General features: G+C 70.0%; 12 protein-coding genes. 4 read left to right on the top strand and 8 right to left on the bottom strand.

The window, feature by feature from the left end; translation table 11 throughout:
* Both CBQ26_RS08120 and CBQ26_RS08115 read left to right on the top strand, forming a co-directional pair.
* On the top strand, nucleotides 1-408 hold a 408-nt coding region (locus tag CBQ26_RS08120), incomplete at its 5' end, for a helix-turn-helix domain-containing protein (RefSeq protein WP_143342019.1).
* A 53-nt stretch (nucleotides 409-461) separates the two neighbouring features.
* Nucleotides 462-1,028: an IS630 family transposase gene (locus tag CBQ26_RS08115; protein WP_143342017.1), complete on the top strand. Its 567-nt coding sequence runs from the start codon at nucleotides 462-464 to the stop codon at nucleotides 1,026-1,028.
* Between the two features lie 198 nt (nucleotides 1,029-1,226).
* Here the strand turns inward: CBQ26_RS08115 and CBQ26_RS21820 are convergent, their stop codons facing one another.
* A complete protein-coding gene (locus tag CBQ26_RS21820; RefSeq protein ID WP_172417987.1) occupies nucleotides 1,227-3,278 on the bottom strand; it encodes a putative bifunctional diguanylate cyclase/phosphodiesterase in 2,052 nt (683 codons plus the stop codon).
* A gap of 123 nt (nucleotides 3,279-3,401) precedes the next feature.
* Between CBQ26_RS21820 and CBQ26_RS21815 the strand changes: the two genes are divergently transcribed.
* The gene (locus CBQ26_RS21815; RefSeq protein WP_172417986.1) at nucleotides 3,402-3,626 is read left to right on the top strand and encodes a hypothetical protein; all 225 of its coding nucleotides are present in this window, start codon (nucleotides 3,402-3,404) and stop codon (nucleotides 3,624-3,626) included.
* A 1,156-nt stretch (nucleotides 3,627-4,782) separates the two neighbouring features.
* Here CBQ26_RS21815 and CBQ26_RS08105 read toward each other — a convergent pair.
* The 6 genes from CBQ26_RS08105 to CBQ26_RS08080 all read right to left on the bottom strand — a co-directional run bounded on the left by CBQ26_RS08105 (nucleotide 4,783) and on the right by CBQ26_RS08080 (nucleotide 13,454).
* The gene (locus tag CBQ26_RS08105) at nucleotides 4,783-5,157 is read right to left on the bottom strand and encodes a hypothetical protein (protein WP_088248133.1); all 375 of its coding nucleotides are present in this window, start codon (nucleotides 5,155-5,157) and stop codon (nucleotides 4,783-4,785) included.
* 290 nt (nucleotides 5,158-5,447) lie between these two features.
* A complete protein-coding gene (locus CBQ26_RS08100; protein ID WP_088248132.1) occupies nucleotides 5,448-8,870 on the bottom strand; it encodes an efflux RND transporter permease subunit in 3,423 nt (1,140 codons plus the stop codon).
* Nucleotides 8,867-10,141, bottom strand: coding sequence for an efflux RND transporter periplasmic adaptor subunit (locus CBQ26_RS08095; protein WP_229844204.1), 1,275 nt, complete (start codon nucleotides 10,139-10,141; stop codon nucleotides 8,867-8,869). Before CBQ26_RS08095 ends, CBQ26_RS08100 begins: the two co-directional genes overlap by 4 nt.
* A gap of 2 nt (nucleotides 10,142-10,143) precedes the next feature.
* Complete coding sequence (locus CBQ26_RS08090) at nucleotides 10,144-11,187, bottom strand: TolC family protein (RefSeq protein WP_088248131.1); 1,044 nt, start codon at nucleotides 11,185-11,187, stop codon at nucleotides 10,144-10,146.
* Nucleotides 11,184-12,668 carry a TolC family protein gene (locus tag CBQ26_RS08085; protein ID WP_229844206.1) on the bottom strand — a complete coding sequence of 495 codons (1,485 nt, stop codon included), beginning with the start codon at nucleotides 12,666-12,668 and terminating at the stop codon, nucleotides 11,184-11,186. The genes CBQ26_RS08090 and CBQ26_RS08085 overlap by 4 nt, the downstream gene beginning before the upstream one ends.
* A 192-nt stretch (nucleotides 12,669-12,860) precedes the next feature.
* Nucleotides 12,861-13,454, bottom strand: coding sequence for a TetR/AcrR family transcriptional regulator (locus tag CBQ26_RS08080; protein WP_088248130.1), 594 nt, complete (start codon nucleotides 13,452-13,454; stop codon nucleotides 12,861-12,863).
* Between the two features lie 186 nt (nucleotides 13,455-13,640).
* Between CBQ26_RS08080 and CBQ26_RS08075 the strand changes: the two genes are divergently transcribed.
* Nucleotides 13,641-13,928: a PAAR domain-containing protein gene (locus CBQ26_RS08075; protein WP_088248129.1), complete on the top strand. Its 288-nt coding sequence runs from the start codon at nucleotides 13,641-13,643 to the stop codon at nucleotides 13,926-13,928.
* A gap of 48 nt (nucleotides 13,929-13,976) precedes the next feature.
* On the opposite strand, the gene CBQ26_RS08070 is transcribed toward CBQ26_RS08075, so the two are convergent.
* Nucleotides 13,977-16,055 (bottom strand): beta-galactosidase, encoded by a 2,079-nt coding sequence (locus CBQ26_RS08070; RefSeq protein ID WP_088248128.1) that lies wholly within the window; start codon nucleotides 16,053-16,055, stop codon nucleotides 13,977-13,979.
* Between the last annotated feature and the right edge of the window lie 12 nt (nucleotides 16,056-16,067).

Raw genomic sequence — 16,067 nt, 5'->3', positions numbered from 1 at the left:
CATGACGCTGACACCTTCTGGCATCTCTACCGGGCCAGCACCTGTGCCGTCGAACGCCGCAGAGCCCAACTCTTCGCCCTCCTCGCAGAAGGACGCCCCGTACCTGAGATCCTTCAGGTGACCCGGTACAACCGGGTCACCGTCTACGGACTGGTCAAGCGCTACCGCGAACAGGGGCTCGCTGGCCTCCGTGACGCGCGTCACGTCAACCAGGGCGCTCCCCGCCTCCTGACCGCCGAGCAACAACAGACCCTGGCCGCCCGACTGCACGCTGACTTCGAGCAGGGCATCGTCTGGTCCGGTAAAGACGTTCAAGACTGGCTTCAGCAGCAGTACGGAATGTCCGTCCATCTCGGGCGCACCTATGAATTCCTACGGGCGGCGGGCTTCACGCCTCAACGCCCTTGACCCCGGCACGTTGGCGGCGATGAGGCCGCAAAGGAAGCGTTCAAAACAAAGTCCTGACCGAGACGCTCCGCCTGGCGGAGCGTCTCGTACCGCGTGTTTCTCTGTGGTGCATGGACGAACATCGAATCGGGCTCAAACCGATCCGGCGTTCCATGTGGGCGCCGACGGGGCAGCCGTTGACCTGCCCAGTTGCGCCTGGATACGAGTGGTTGTATGTGTACGCGTTTGTCAATCCGGAGAGTGGGGAGAGCTTGTTCTGGTTGATCCCGGTGGTGAACAAGCAGGCGTATGCGGCCGTCATGGCGGCGTTTGCGCAGAAGGTCGGCGCGGGCGCCGACCATCGGGTGTTGGTCGTTCAGGATGGGGCTGGTTTTCATGTGCCACCGGATGACGGGCATCCTGAGGGGATTCAGACGGTGACATTGCCGCCGTACTCGCCGGAATTGCAGCCGGCGGAACGGCTCTGGGAGTTGACGGATGTGCCGATTGCGAATAGAGCGTTCAAGAGCATCAAGGAGGTGGAGGCAGCCCTCTCGGATCGCTGCGTCTGGTTGGAAGGTCAACCTGATCTGGTCACTCGGCACACGCTCTTCCACTGGTGGCCTCTGTTGGCTAATTAATCGGAGTCTGTATGATACGGACTGCCGTTTGTTTCGCCAACAATCCGGAACTTCACCGGATTGCCGGCCCTACGTCCGGAACCCGTGTCTCTCCTTCTCGCATCCGCTCGGATGGAACGGGCTTTGCAGCCCATTCAATGAGTCCGTATGATCCGGACTCGGGGCGAATGGTTTATCCCATCCATTCGCCCCGAGTCCTTAAACGTTCCGGCTGTTGCGCGCGAGCGGCCGGGCGACCGGGGCGAGGGTCAGGCCGTGCGGTCCGGCGCTGAGGCCAGTCGCCGGGACCGGTCGGCTCACCTGATACCCCTGCACGAACTGAACGCCGAGGGTATCGAGCACCTGCCGTTCGACGGCCGTCTCGACGCCCTCGACGATCACCTGCACGCCCAGTTCCTCACCCATGCGCAGCATGGCGCTCAGCAGGGAGCGGCGGCGCGGGGTCGCGTCAACGTTCTGCACGAACGACCGGTCGATCTTCACCGAGTCGACCGGCAGCTGCTCGAGCATGCTGAGGCTGGAGTGGCCGGTCCCGAAATCGTCGAGCGCAATCCGGACGCCCAGTGCCTGCAGGGCGTTCAGCTGCCGCAACACAGGTTGCACGTCCCCCACCGCTTCGGATTCGGTGAGTTCCGTGATCAGCTGCGCCGGCTCGCAGCCGGTCTCCCGCAGAATCCGCGAGACGCGCCGGGCGAAGTCCGGGTTTTTCATCTCGCCGCCGCTGACGTTCACGTGTACGCGGACCGGGTGCCCGGTGACCTGACTCCAGTCGTGCACCTGGGTGAGCGCGGCGCGCAGGACCTGTTCGCCCAGCAGGGTCATCAGGCCGGCCTCCTCGGCAACGGGAATGAATTCGGTCGGTGAGACGCAGCCCAGTTCGGCGTCCTCCCAGCGGGCGAGCGCCTCGACGTCCAGCCAGCCCGGTTGTCCCTGGCGTTCGATGGGTTGGTACTCCACGGTCAGTCCACCCGACTGAAGGGTGAGCCGCAATCGTTCCTCGATCGCCACGCGCCGCGCGTGCTGCCGCTCAAGGACGTCCGTGTACTCGCTCCAGCGGCTGCGGCCCTGCTGCTTGGCGTCGTGCAGGGCCAGGTCGGCCCCCTTGAACCACGCGTCGGCCTCCCAGTCGGGGTCGGTGGTGGCGCACAGGCCGATGGAGACCTGCGGGTGCAGGGTCACGCCGCGCAGTGAGACCGGCTGTTCGAGCAGCGGCAGCAGGTGGGAAACGAGTTCACGCGCGGCCTGCGCCGTCACGCCGGGCAGGACTACACCGAATTCGTCTCCGGCGAGGCGGCTGCACAGCCCGTCCTGAACCTGATGCTGGAGGCGGCGGGCGATGACCTGTAGCAGGGCGTCCCCGATGTGGTGGCCGTACGTGTCGTTGACCAGCTTGAAGCGGTCCAGATCCAGCAGGAGCACGGCGCCTCCCTCCCGGCGGGTGGTGAGTGCCTGCACCGCCTGATTGAACATCCGGCGGTTGGGCAGACCGGTCAGTTCGTCCTGCTGCGCCTGCAGTTCCAGTTGCTGGCGCAGCAGGTGCGGTTCGGTCACGTCCTTCACGGAGACAATCACGCCGCGCCGCCCGTCGTCGTGCTGCCAGGGCACGGCGTTCATGGACATCCATTGCACGCTGCCTGGCAGGTGCCGCCGGACCAGGACGTCCCGGACCGCCTGCCCGGTCTGCAGGGCTGTGAACGCCGGGTACTGCGAGGGTTCCAGCCGGCGGCCGTCCGGGTCGTGCAGGTGCCAGCCCGGATCGAAGATGTTGGGTAGATCCTCGACTTGCTCGAGTCCGGCGAGTTGCAGGGCCGGGCCGTTCGCCTGCCGGATGGTGCCGTCCTCGGTGCACAGGGCCAGCGCCTCATCCAGTGCGTTGATGATGTGGCGGCCCTGCTCTTCCCGCCGTTGCAGCGTCCAGGCCAGCAGCGCCCTCTGTGCACCTTGCCCCAGGGAAGGCTGAATCCACCGCAGGTGATCGCGGACCTCCGGGCACAGCGGAGCGGCCGCGCCGGCAATCAGCAGCAGCACGTGAAAGCCCGCGTCGGTGCGCAGCGGTAGCGCGAGAATGCTGCCAGGTGCCGGAAGTGCAGCCCCGTCCCTCTGTGCAAAGTGGTCCGGACAGAGGGTGCCGTCCGCCGCGATCCAGGTGGGCACGCCAGCCTCGAGCGCGTTCCACAGGGTTGCGGCGTCTCCAGGGAAGGAAGTGTCCCGCAGTTCGCCTGGGCGGTCCTGCGTCTGGTGCGCCAGCACATGAACCGTGTGATCGTGGCCTGCCAAGCGCACAACCTGCGCCGCCCGTCCCTGGCAGGCAGCGCGTGCGGCGTGCAGAACGGCATGCAGCAGTTCCTGAGGCTCCGCTGCTGATCCCAACTGTTGGAGTACCTGCTGGATGATGCTCTGACGGCGTTCCATCTGCCGGCGCGCCGTGACGTCCGCCAGGGTGCCTACCCAGGAAAGCAGGTTGCCTCGCGGCCCGTACACTGGTACCGCCTGAACCTGGCGGTACACGCGCTCGCCGTCCTCACTTGTGACTGGAAGGTCGAAGCTGAAAGGGCAGGCCTGTTGCTGCTCCGTCCCTTTCAGTTTCAGGTGCCGTGACCGCATCTCTGAGGCCAGATGACGCAGGAGTCCGGGGGCGTTCCGGTCATCCGGGAATGTTTCCATCGGGGTTTGCCTCTGAGCCAGAGGGCCGCATGATTGAAAATCGGCGTCGGCCTCCCAGACGAGTTCATGGGTGGTATTGAGCAGCAGGTGCGCACGCTCCCCGGCTGCACGCAACCGCTCAAACAGTCGTGCGCGTGTCAGGGCCACTGCGCCGGATGAGGCAAGCAGGTGCAGACCAGCCCAGCATGTCAGGTCGGTGATCAGTGCCGACGAGGTGAGGTCGAGCAGGAGGACGCCCAGCGCCTGCTTGCCGTCCCATATGGGCAGAGCGAGCAGCTCTCGTGTTGCTGGCAGCGCCTCCAGGAACGGGGGGAACTCGAGGGTCGACGGGCGCGACAGTCGCACGGCGTCTCCAGTGCGGAACGCGCCGGCCACGGGATGGTCGGCGTTCACCGCGACGGACGGGGCAGGGTTCTGCAGCGCCGCGGTGTCCACATTCATGTTCAAGGCGCCCCCCAGCGGATGGGGCAGGAACAACCGTGTGCGGGCAACACCGGCGGCGCTCAGGCCGGTCAACAGGGCGCTACTTACCTCATCCACGGTCGTGGCGGCGGCCAGGGCATGCTGCGCGGCGAGAAGTTGAGCTGGCAGGTTCACCGGTTCCGGACCGATCTCCCAGAGCCTCAGGTGTAGCGTTTCGCCCTGCGCCTCCAGGTGGCCTATGAACTGCGTTTCCGCCAGCGTGACCGGGCGGGGCGGCCGGTCGGGGAGTCGTCCGGCCGCACAATCCACGGGAATCCAGTGCCGGGCCGCCGGGAACAGCTCCGTGAAACTCTGACCGGTCACCAGGGACTGTCCTGCCAGCTGGGCTGCTGCAGGCTCGGTGCTCAGGATCACGCCGCCCGGGTCCAGCCTGAGCGTCAGGTCGGGCGACCGGGAGGCGGGAAGCGCCCAGGTGAGGGTGGTCAGGTCAGGGTGCATGGGCGTCGTGTCTCCAGAAGTTGATCCGTGAGGGGCGAGCATCTGAGGGGGTGCGGTCGACGGAGGGCGTGACGTGGGCGCGACGGGCGGCGGGTGTGAACTGTTCCGCGCGGTCCAGCCCGACCCTGAGCATGACAGGAATGGCCGGGGTAGTCGGTCGCCCGCCCCCTCAACGGTCCTCTTCAGCGGTGAGGGGTTCCGGCACAGGGCCGCCTGCCGGACCGGTCAGGAGGCGCAGGTCGTGCAGGTGGGTGACGCGCACCACCAGGGGCACTCCGCACGGCCGCATCAGTCTCGCCTTCATTCCCAGCCGATCCGGTTGACCGACGTGCTGCGCGGCCGAACGGTTCTGGTCGAGCGCCTGCCGCGCCCTGCGCTGCGCTTTGAGCCTCCGGCGCTGCCACGCCCTTCCTTCCCGTTCAGTCAAAAAAATGACCTCCGAGCCGCTCAGCAGCTGCGGCGACCCGACTAACCGGTAGTCCGCCCCGGCGCCCTCGCCGGGCGGCAGCCGGGTGGCATCTGGATTGCTGAAGGCGATGGGCATGCGTCATGCTAGGGCTCTGGGGGCCATGGGACGCTCCATCAACGCTTCATGCTCGGGGGCGGCCCTCCTGATCTGCACAGTTGCTCGTCACGTGACGAGCAGCTGTGATGGGGGCGTGGGAAGCGGCCCGGTGCCTTTGCGCCCTTCCCGCACTGCAACGACCCTGCCTCACCTGATCAGGATTGCTCGTCACGTGACGAGCAGATCCGCTTCCCCTGACGGTCGGCGCTGGCGACAGCAGAACCGGGCCACCACGTCACCTGTGGAGGCCCGGCCATGGGACAGGGTGTTCAGTCGCCAGCAGATAGTGACGGACCGGCGACCGGTGCCAGGGTCGGCTTCTGCCGGCGGCGCTCGAACTGCCAGAACACACTGGGCACCACGTAGAAGGTCAGCAGGGTCGAGGTGACCACGCCGCCCAGAATCACGATCCCGAGGCCCCGGCGGAACTCGGCGCCGTCCCCCTGGCCCAGGATCAGCGGGATGCTGATCACCAGAACGGTCAGGGTGGTCATCAGGATCGGCCGGAATCGCAGCTCGGCGGCCTCGACCAGCGCCTCGCGCAGCGGCAGGGTACGGGCACGCTCGGTCACGAACTCCAGATAGAGGATCGAGTTCTTGGTGGACAGACCCAGCAGGATCACCATGCCCAGCACCGTGATCACGTCCAGGTCCACGCCGAACAGGCTCAGGCTCCACAGTGCCCCGACGACCGCCAGCGGAATGGGCAGCAGCAGATAGATCGGGTAGCGGAACGAGTTGAACTGACTGCCCAGCACCAGATACGTCAGCAGGATCGCCACGACCATCAGCACCGGCCCGTAGAACACGAGGTCGCCCGTCAGTCCGGCGCTGCCGAAGGCACTGGCGTTCCCGAGGGTCACGCCGTCGCGCAGGATGCCGGCCTTCTCGGCGGCCTTGACGATCTCACCCTGGTACGCGAAGGCGTTCGGACCGCCCGGCACCAGGTTCAGGTCGATGGTCGCGGTGTACGCCTTGTTCAGGCGGCTGAGGGTGGCCGGGGCCTGCGCCACGCTGAACGATCCCAGTTGCGACAGAGGCACGTTGGCGTTCAGGCCCGGCGAGAACACGGTCTGCGACAGCAGGCTCTGCTCGTCCTGAATCAGGGCGGGGTCGAGACGCACGACGATATCCACGCTGCGGTCGCCGTCGCGGACGCTGCCGGCGGTGCTGCCGTCGTTGTAGGTGCGCAGCGCCTGGGCCACGTCGCTGGCGCTCAGGCCAGTGCCGGCCAGTTTGGTGGTGTCGGGCAGGAAGGTCCGCTCCTGGCGGGTGGCGTTCAGGCTGCTGTCCACGGTCCGCAGGTTCGGGTCCTGCGACAGCAGACGCACCAGTTCACGGTTGCGTTCCAGCAGCAGCGCCTGATTCGGCGCGGTGAGGGCCAGGGTGATGTCGGCGCTGCCGCCCGGTCCGTTCTGCTGCGTGGCGACACTGACGGTGCTGCCGGGCACACTGGCCGCGATGGGCTGCAACTCCTGACCGAACTCCTCGATGAGCGCGTCGATGCCCGGACGCTCCTCCTTGCTGACCAGGGTGACGGCCAGGGCGCTCTCGTTGGCGTTGTTCCCGCCCGTGGCGCGGCCGGCACCGACACTCGTCTCGACCAGACGCACCTCGGGCCGGGCGAGCAGCAGGTCCTCGACCTGCCGGGTGAGGCGGTTGGTGGTGTCCAGGTCCGTGCCGGTCGGCAGGGTCACGGACACGTTCAGGCTGCCGCTGTCGGTCTTGGGCGTGAAGGCGAACCCCACGCCGCGCAGGGCCAGCGGCGCGCTGATCAGGAACGCACCCGCGATCAGCATAACCAGCCAGGGACGGTTCAGGGTGCCGTTGAGGCTGCGGGCGTAGCGGCGGGCCACGCCCTGCACCGCGCCGTTCGTCAGGCTGTGCAGGGTGCCGGTGAGGGCCTCCAGCACCGCCAGCAGCGAGCTGATCAGGTAACGCACGGCGGCCAGCACGACCGGCGCGAGCAGCGCGGCGATTCCCACGGCGACCGGCAGGGCGAGTCCAGTACGGGACAGGGCGACGGAACCCAGCGCGCCGGCCAGGGCCAGCCACAGCAGGCCGCCGGGCGTCTTCACACCGCTCAGCGCGCCCAGCAGCAGGGCCGGGAAGCGTCCCAGCACGGCCGGCACCTGTCCCCACCCGATGGGTTCGGGGTCACGGGTGTAGGCCATGCGGACCGTCAGGAACAGCAGACTCTCCAGCCACGACAGCACGATGGCGGCCGCGATGCCCAGCCCGAACTGACTGAAGAACTGCCCCAGAATGCCCGGCATCAGGCTCAGGGGAATCAGCACCGCCAGCAGCGCGAGGCTCGCGGCGGTCACGGCCGAGAAGACCTCACTGCCGCCCAGCAGCACGCTGCGGATCGGGGAGTACCCCATGTCGCGGTAGCGCTGCACGTTCTCACCCACCACGATCGAGTCGTCCACGACGATGCCGATGGCGACGATGATCGCCAGCAGCGAGATGATGTTGAACGTGAAGCCCAGCAGTCCGAACAGCAGCGGCGCGGCGCTGATCGAGATCGGAATGGCCAGCACCACCGACAGCACGGTGTTCAGGCGGCCCAGGAACAGCAGGCAGATCACGCCCACCGCCAGGATCGCAATCAGGAACTCCTTGAAGGTGTCGCTGACCGTCGCGCGGGTCTCGCGGGTGGTGTCGCTCGCCAGACTCAGGCTGTAACCGGCGGGCAGCCGCTGGGCCTCCATCGCGGCGCGCACGCTGTCAGTCACGGCGACCGAGTTGGTGCCGCTGCCCTTACGGACGCTAAGCAGCACCGCCGGCTGACCGTTCACGCGCGCCAGGCTGGCCGCGCTGACCGCGCCGTCGCGGACGGTGGCGACGTCGGACACCTGCAGGCCGGTGCTGGCGTCCACCGTGATGCGCGCCACGTCCTGCGCGCTGCGGGGCGTGTTACGGGTCGAGAACTGCGTCTCCACGCCGCCGCGCTCGACCGTCCCGGCCGGGAGGTCCAGGGCGCTGGCGCTGATTGCCTGCGTCACGCGGGCCGGCGTGAGGTTGTACGACTGCAGCCGCGCCGGGTCGAGCAGCACCTGCACCTGCCGTTCCGGGCCGCCGCTGACCGTCACGTCCGCCACGCCCTCGACGCGTTCCAGGCGCGGAACGAGCACGTCCTCGGCGTAGGTGGTGACCTCGTCCGGGGGGTTGCTGCCGCCCAGCAGCGCGAGGCTGAGGATCGGCGTGGCGTTCGGATCGAACTTCTGCACGACCGGCGCCTCGCTGCCGTCGGGCAGGATGCCCCGGATCGCGGCGACCGCCTGCGACACCGAGTTCGCGGCCGAGTCGATGTTGGTGTCGTCACTGAAGGTGATGATGACCGCCGACTGGTTGCTGACCGAGGTGGTGTTGATGTCCACCACGCCGGCCAGGGTGCTGACGGCGTCCTCGACGCGGCGGCTGACCTCCCGGTCCACCTGATCGGGATTCGCGCCGGGGTAGGAGGTACTGACCGCCAGGATCGGCACCTCGAAGTTCGGTAGCAGTTCCACGCCCAGCCGCAGCGTGGTGACCAGTCCGGCCAGTACGATCATCACGAAGATGCCGATCGAGAACACGTAGTTCTTGACGCTGAAGCGCACCAGCGGATGTACCGGCGGTTCCGGCGTGCCGTCCGGCAGGGTCGCGCCGGGTTTCGAGAGGAAGTCTTCCGGGTCGTGCGTGCTCACTGGTCGCCGCCCTTGACGCGGATCTTCGCGCCGTCCTGCAGGCTGGCGGGGACCGGCACGATCACCTGCTGCCCGGCCGTGACGCCGTTCAGGGCGACCTGGCCGCCGCTCTCGGCGATCACCGTGACGGGCGTGCGCTCGGCCACGCCGCCGTTCGCGACGTACACCGCGTTCTGGCCGCCACCGACCTGCACGGCCGAACTGGGAATCAGGACGCCCTGCCCCAGCGTGTTGCGGTAGCGGGCCTGGGCGGTCGCGCCCACCGGGAGGTCACCGCCGCCCTGCACGCGAGCCGTGACCGGCACCAGCCGGTTGTCACCCGCGATGCCCGGCGTGCCGGTCACAGTGGCGACGTAGTTCACGCCGCCGTACGTGAGGTTCAGATCCGTACCGTCGCGCAGGGCGGCGGCGTCGGCGCTGGGCACGCTGAACTTCACGCGGATGCTGCCCGGATCGACGAGCCGCGCGACCGGACTGCCCTGCTGCACGAATTCTCCCACCTCGGCGTTCAGGCTGGCGACCGTGCCGCTGAATGGCGCGCGCACGGCGGTCCGGGCAAGATTCTCCTGCGCCTGCGCGACTCCCGCCTGGGCGCTTTCCAAGTTGGCCTGCTGGAGCGGCACGCTGCTGGCGGCGCTGCGGCCGTTCTGCGCGAGGTTGTTGCGGGCCTGTGCCAGCGCGCTCTGCGCCTGCGCCAGCTGCGCGCGGGCCGCCTGCAGGTCCGCGAGGCTCACGCCGCCCAGCCCGTACAGCGTCTCCGCACTCTGGGCGGCGCTCTGCGCCTGCGCCAGCGACGCCTGCGCGGACGTGACGGCGGCCTGCAGCGCGCCGGTGGCCTGCCCGGCCGACGTGCGGGTCTGGTCGAGGGTGATGCGGGCCTGCTGCACCTGCAACTGCGCGTTCTGAAGCGCCTGCCGCTGCGCCGTATCGTCGAGCTGCACGAGCACGTCGCCCCGCGCGACCCGGTCTCCCTCACGAACCAGGACGGTGCGGACGTTCCCGCCGCTCTGCGCGGCGACCTGACTGTCGCGCTGCGCTTCGATGGTCGCGGACGCGCTGCGCTGCACGCTGAGGGTGCCGGTGGTGGCCCGGACGGTCGCGACGTCCAGGATGGTGGTCTTGGCAGGCGCGGCGTCCAGGTTGTTCCCGGTGGCCTTCTCGCCCTCGGCGGCGCCCGGCGCGGCGCAGGCGGCCAGGGCGGCGCTGAGCAGCGCGGCGGCTCCCAGCTGCCGCAGGCGGAGGGACGGCCGGACGGTCATGGAACGGGTCACGGTCACTTCACCAGTCCCGTGACGTCCAGCCCGGCGGCGCTGCCGAGCGCGGCGAGGGCCTTCCAGACGTTGCCGCTCGCCTGCGTGACGTTCAGCGCTGCCTGCTGCGCCTGCACCTGCGCCTGCTGCACGTCCACGGCGGCGGCCGTGCCGGCCTTCAGGCGCGCCTGCGCCTGCGTCAGGCTGGTCTGGGTGTTCGCGAGGCTCTCACGGGCCAGCGCGACGCGCTCCTGGGCGTCCTGCACGGTGCGGTAGGCGTCGCGGACCTGCGTGGCGGCGCTGCGGGTGGCGTCGTCCAGGCTGCGCTGCGCGTTCTGCGCCGAGACGCGCGCGTCCTCCAGCGTGCGGGCGGGCGTGTAGTCGTTGTCCGCGAGTTTCACCTGCAACGCCGCGAAGACCGAGCCGTTCGCCGCCTGCACCAGCGCCGGGAGGCGTTTGTCCAGTCCGGCCTGCAACGCCGCGAGCGTCACGCTCAGCTTGGGCGGCGCGGGCGGGGCGCTCAGGGTCAGGTCCGTGCCGGCCGGCAGGTTCAGGCTGCGGGCCAGCTGCGCTTCCAGGACCGGCAGCTGCTCGCGGGCACTCTGGAGGTCCTGACGGTCGCCGTTCAGGGCGTTCTGGGCGCGGCTGACGTCCAGCGTCGTGGCGACCCGCGCGGCCAGGCGGGCCTGCGCGATCTTCAGCTGCCGTTCGCTCAGCGCGACCTGCGCGGCCGCCACGCTCAGGCGCTCCGCGGTATCGGAGGCGCCCAGGTACTGCGTGATCACGGTCTGCGCGGTGGCCAGCTTCGTGGCGGCCAGCGTGGCGGCCTGCCCGGCGACGTCCTGCTCGGCCTGCGTGAGGGTGGTGACGGGCGTGGTCGGGTCGGCCCGCACGGCGCGCAGGTTTGCCTGCGCCTTCTGCAGGTTCGCGCGGGCGGTCGTGACGTCCGCGCCGCTCTCGAGCGCGCGGGTCACGGCGCCCTGCAGGGTCAGGCGGCCGGTCTGGGCGGAGGCGAGGCCGGTCACGGCCAGCATCAGGGCGGTCAGGTGGATCAGGGTACGGTTCATCGGGGTCCTCCGGTGGCGAGCAGCGGGTCGAGGTCGGTGGTGGCCTGCGCGAGGGCCAGGGCGGCCAGCGCGGCGGCGTTCTGCTGCGCGGTCAGGTTCAGGGCGCTCTGCCGGACGGTCAGTTCCGCCTGTTGCAGGTCGAGGGTGGTGATCAGCCCGGCGTCCAGGCGGGCGCGGGCGCTGCCCAGCGCGGTGCGGGCCTGCTCGTCGTTCAGTCGGGCGGCGTTCAGGGCGGCCCGCTCGTCCGTCCAGGTGTCGAACCGGGAACGCACGTCGAGTTCCACGCTCTGCAGCGCGCTGTCCAGCGCCAGTTGCGCCTGCGCGGCGCCGAGTTCCGCCTGCGTGACGGCCAGCCCGCGCCCGCTGCCCAGCAGCGGCAGCGAGGCGCTCAGGGACAGCGCCACGCCGTTCGGAGCGGCCGAGGTGTCGCGCAGCGGCAGGCTGACCTGCGCGCCCAGCGTTCCAGCCTTCAGGTTCAGGCTGCCGCTCACGGTGCGCCCCGCGTTGCCCTGCGCGTCCACCAGCTGCCCGGCGCGGACACCGGCCGTCAGGTCCGGCAGGCGCGCGTCGAGCTGCGCGGCGCTCAGGCCGGCCTGGGCGTCCCCCAGGCCGGCGCGGGCGCGGGCCACCTCGGGCCGACGCTGCTGCGCGCGGGCGATCAGGATGCTCAGGTCGTCCGTGACCGTCACCTGCGGCGGCGGCGCGAACCCGGCGGCCTGCGCGGGCAGCGTGACCGGCTGGCCCAGCAGGCGGGTCAGGGCGCGGGTGGCCTGCGCGGCGGCGCGGCCCGCGCGTCCCTGCGCGGCCCGCGCATTTTCCAGCGCGGCCTGCTGGCCCAGGACCGCCTCGGCCGGCAGGAGGCCCTGGGTGCGCTGCGCCTGCGCCACTTCCAGTTGCCGGGTCGCGAGCGCCAGTTGCGCGTCGGCCAGTTCCTGGGCGGCGGCGGCGCTGCGGGCCGTCTCGTACGCCTGCGCGGCCTGGAGGGTCAGGGCGGCGCGGGTCGCGCGCAGTTCCACGGCGGCGCTGTCCAGGGCGCGCTGCGCGCCGCGCACACCCTCAAGCGCCGCCGACCAGGGCAGGACACTCAGGCCGGCCGTGACGGTCAGGGTGGTCGCGCCGGTCCAGCTGCCGCCCTCCCAGGGAAAGCGTGTCAGCGAGGCGTCCGCGCCGGCGGTCAGGTTCAGGCCCGCGCGGGTGCGGGCGCTGTCGAGCGTCAGCTGCGCAGAACGGAACTTCAGGTCGGCGGCCCGCCAGTCGGGCGAGCGGCGCAGCGCCGCCAGCAACTCCGCGAATTCCGGAGCGACCGTGACGGCGGACAGGGGAGAGGCGGCCGGCAGGGGAGAGGCAGGGGTCGCCAGTGGCGCGGGCGTGGTGGGAGTCTGCTGCGCCTGGGCCGCCGCGAGTAGGCTGAGGCCCAGCAGCAGCGTCCGGCGGCGCAGGCGACCGGCCGGCTGGGGCGGTGGAAACTTGGACTGGGGCATTGGGGGAACCTCGGGGAACTCGGGGGCGGAGGGGGACGGCGGGGAAGCCCGGCTACATGCGGGCGGGACAGGAGGGCGCATGATCACGGTAGGCGGGCGCGGTGATCGGTACGTCACCCATTCGTCGGACCCCGCACCCGGACCGGCAGATTAAAAAGTGAACACTTACTTACAAACCCGTCACCCGTCACTTCAGGGCTCCAGGCCGGGCCACATGACGTCCAGCAGGCCACGCACGAAGCGCGCCGGATCGACGACCTCCCGCCCCAGCGCGGGCAGCATCTGCTCCCGGTGGATGTAGTGAGTGACGGCGCCCATCAGGGCCAGCGAGGTCACGGCGGCGTCCATCGGACGCACCCGTCCCAGCTGCGCCTCGGCCTGGAGGTACCCGGCCAGCGTGTCCGCGTCCGAACGCACCGGGTCGTCCAGCCGCTGCAACAGCGGGTTGTGACTGGGGTCGTGCCCGCGCGAGAACATGACCATCAGCTTCGGCAGCAGCAGCGTGGCCTCCTGCAACAGGGACATCAGGGCGCGTTCCAGGTTGCGGTGAACCTCGCCCTGCCCGACGCTGGCCAGCAGCTGCGAGCGCCACTGGCCGTAGTTTCTGAGGCCGATGGCCGCGACGAACAGGTCTTCCTTGGACTGGAAACGGTTGAACAGCGTGCCTTCCGAGACCCCCGCCCGCCGCGCGACGGCAGCGGTGGTGGCCGAGAATCCCTGCTCCAGGAACACCTCGTGCGCGGCCTCGACAATCTGTTCATCGGTGATGGAACGGGGTCTGGCCATACCTGAGTGTTTACTCTAATAACGGTGGCAGACAGTGTAGGCTGTCTCACAACCCCCCCCGAACCCACCCTCGAAGGCGTGTCGAACCGTCCGTCTCAACGCTCTCCGAATCCTGCCGGGCCGGGCCACCACGCAGGTCGCCGATGTGCGCTTCCGGCATACCCCGCCCTGCCGTACAGTACGGTCATGCCGCAGGCCGCCCGTTCCGGAGACCATCACACCTGCCCGCTGTATAGCGGCTGGACCCCGCACGTCGGCGGGCCTGTCGCGGCCGGCAGTCCCAACGTCCTGATCGGCCGGCAACCCGCCGCCCGCGCCGGGGACACATGCGTGTGCCAGGGGCCGCCGGACTCCATCGTGCGCGGCAGCGCCACCGTATTCATCAACGGCCGCCCCGCCGCCCGCGTGGGCGACAGCACCGCGCACGGCGGGGTCATCAGCGCCGGGGCGCCCACCGTGAACATCGGCGGCTGACGTACGCGGCCCACTCCGGAGCGGGCCGCGTGCCGGGCAGATTCCCGGTCAGGCGCCGGGGGGCACGCGGGTCGCTGCCGCGCCGCCGACCTTCACGCCGCTCACGTCCACCGGGCCGGGGTAGTGGATCAGGGTGACGCTGAACGGCGCGAGGTCCACCTGCGTGCCGACCTCGTCACCTCCGGGCCGGGCGGGGAAGAAGTGGCCGCCGACCGGGACCTGCACCCGCTGCGTGACCTGCGGGTCGGCGCTGAGCAGGTGCAGGATCTGCGAACCGTCCGGCAGCTGCGAGACGCTCAGGTCCAGCGTGACCGGCAGGTCCGTGTGCGGCACGCCCGCACCGTCCAGCACGCCGCGCAGCACGTTCCGCAGGGTATCGGCGGGCAGTTCGGTGCCCACGTACCACGCCTGCCCCTGCCCGGTGGCGTGGCGGGTCACGGCGGCCTGACCGGCGTAGAAGCGTTCCCCGTACGTCGCGACGGCTTCGGCGCCATCCAGGTGCAGCACGTCGCACCAGTCGGTGACGGTCACGGTCTGATCGCCTATGGTGACGGTGTTCGTCTGCCCGTGCAGCAGCACGTCCCATTCCTCGACCCACAGGCCCAGTACGTCGCGCAGCGGCCCGCCGTACCCGCCCAGGTGAACGTGTTCCTGGCCGTCCACGACGCCCGTGAAGTACCCGGCGATCAGGTGCCCGCCGCGCTGCGTGAAGGCCCGCAGGTCCGCGCCGGTCGCCCCGTCCATCAGGTACAGGTTCGGCAGGACGACCACGTCGTACGCGCCGAGGTCGCCGCCCGGCGCGACGAAATCCACGTTCTGTCCAAGCGAGCGCAGCGCGGCGTACCAGCGGCCGAGCAGCGGCAGCAGCGGCAGCACGCCGGGTTTGCTGTCGATGTTCAGCGCCCACCAGTTATGCCAGTCGAACATCACCGCGACCCGCGCGGGCACGCGGGCGTCCAGCAGGGGCGTCAGCCCGCGCAGTTCCGCGCCGAAGTCCGTCACCTCCCGCCACACCCGCGACTGCTGCGGCCCGACGTGCTGCACGAGGCCGCTGTGGAACTTCTCCGCGCCCGCCTTCGACGCCCGCCACTGGAAGAACATGATCCCGCTCGCTCCCTTCGCCAGCGCGAGGTGGTTGAGCATCCGCATCTGCCCCGGCGCCTTGGGCGCGTTGCGGGTGCGCCAGTTCACGGCGCTCGTCGCCTGCTCCATCAGGATCCAGCGGTTCCCGCCGCCCAGCGAACGGGTCAGGTCGAACACCATGCCCGCCTCCAGGTGCGAGTCCGGCAGGCCGGGGTCCGGGTAGGCGTCCAGGGACACCACGTCCTCCTCCTGCGCCCAGCGGAAGTAATCCAGGCCCGGCAGGAATCCCAGGAAGTTCGTGGTGGCCGGCACGTCCGGCGTCACCTCGGTCAGGATGCCGCGCTCCAGGGTGTGCAGTTCCAGGATGTTGTCGCTGGAAAAGCGCCGCCAGTCGAGCTGCTGCGTGGGGTTGGCGTAGGTGGGCGCCCGGCGCGGCGGCTGGATCTCGGCCCAGTCCGTATATCGCTGACTCCAGAAGGCGGTGCCCCACGCTTCGTTCAGCGCCTCGACGGTCACGTACCGGGCTTCCAGCCACGCCCGGAAGCGGCGGGCGCAGTGCTCGCAGAAACACTGGTCGATGTGGCAGCCGTACTCGTTGTTGATGTGCCACAGCTTCAGCGCCGGGTGCCCGGCGTAGCGGGTCGCCACGGCGCGCGTCAGGCGGGCCACGCCCTCCCGCAGCGCCGGGTGGCTCGGGCAGTACCCCTGCCGCCCACCGACCTCCAGCCGCACGCCGTCCACCGTCACCGGGCGGGAGTCCGGGTACTTCAGCGAGAACCACGGGGGCGGCGAGGCCGTCGCGGTCGCCAGGTTCACGTCCACGCCGCCCGCGTGCAGCAGGTCCATCACCTCGTCCAGCCACCCGAAGTCGAAGTCGCCCTCGGCGCGTTCCAGCTGCGCCCACGAGAAGATGCCCAGCGACACCAGATTCACGCCAGCCTCGCTCATCAGGCGCACGTCCTCGGCCCAGACTTCACGCGGCCACTGCTCCGGGTTGTAATCCGCTCCGTAGATCACGCCGCCGAACCGACGAATATCGAACATTCCGTCCCTCCC

Origin of the sequence: Deinococcus indicus, assembly GCF_002198095.1 — a bacterium.
GTDB classification, from domain to species: domain Bacteria; phylum Deinococcota; class Deinococci; order Deinococcales; family Deinococcaceae; genus Deinococcus; species Deinococcus caeni.
This window is presented reverse-complemented; position numbering and strand designations above follow the sequence as displayed.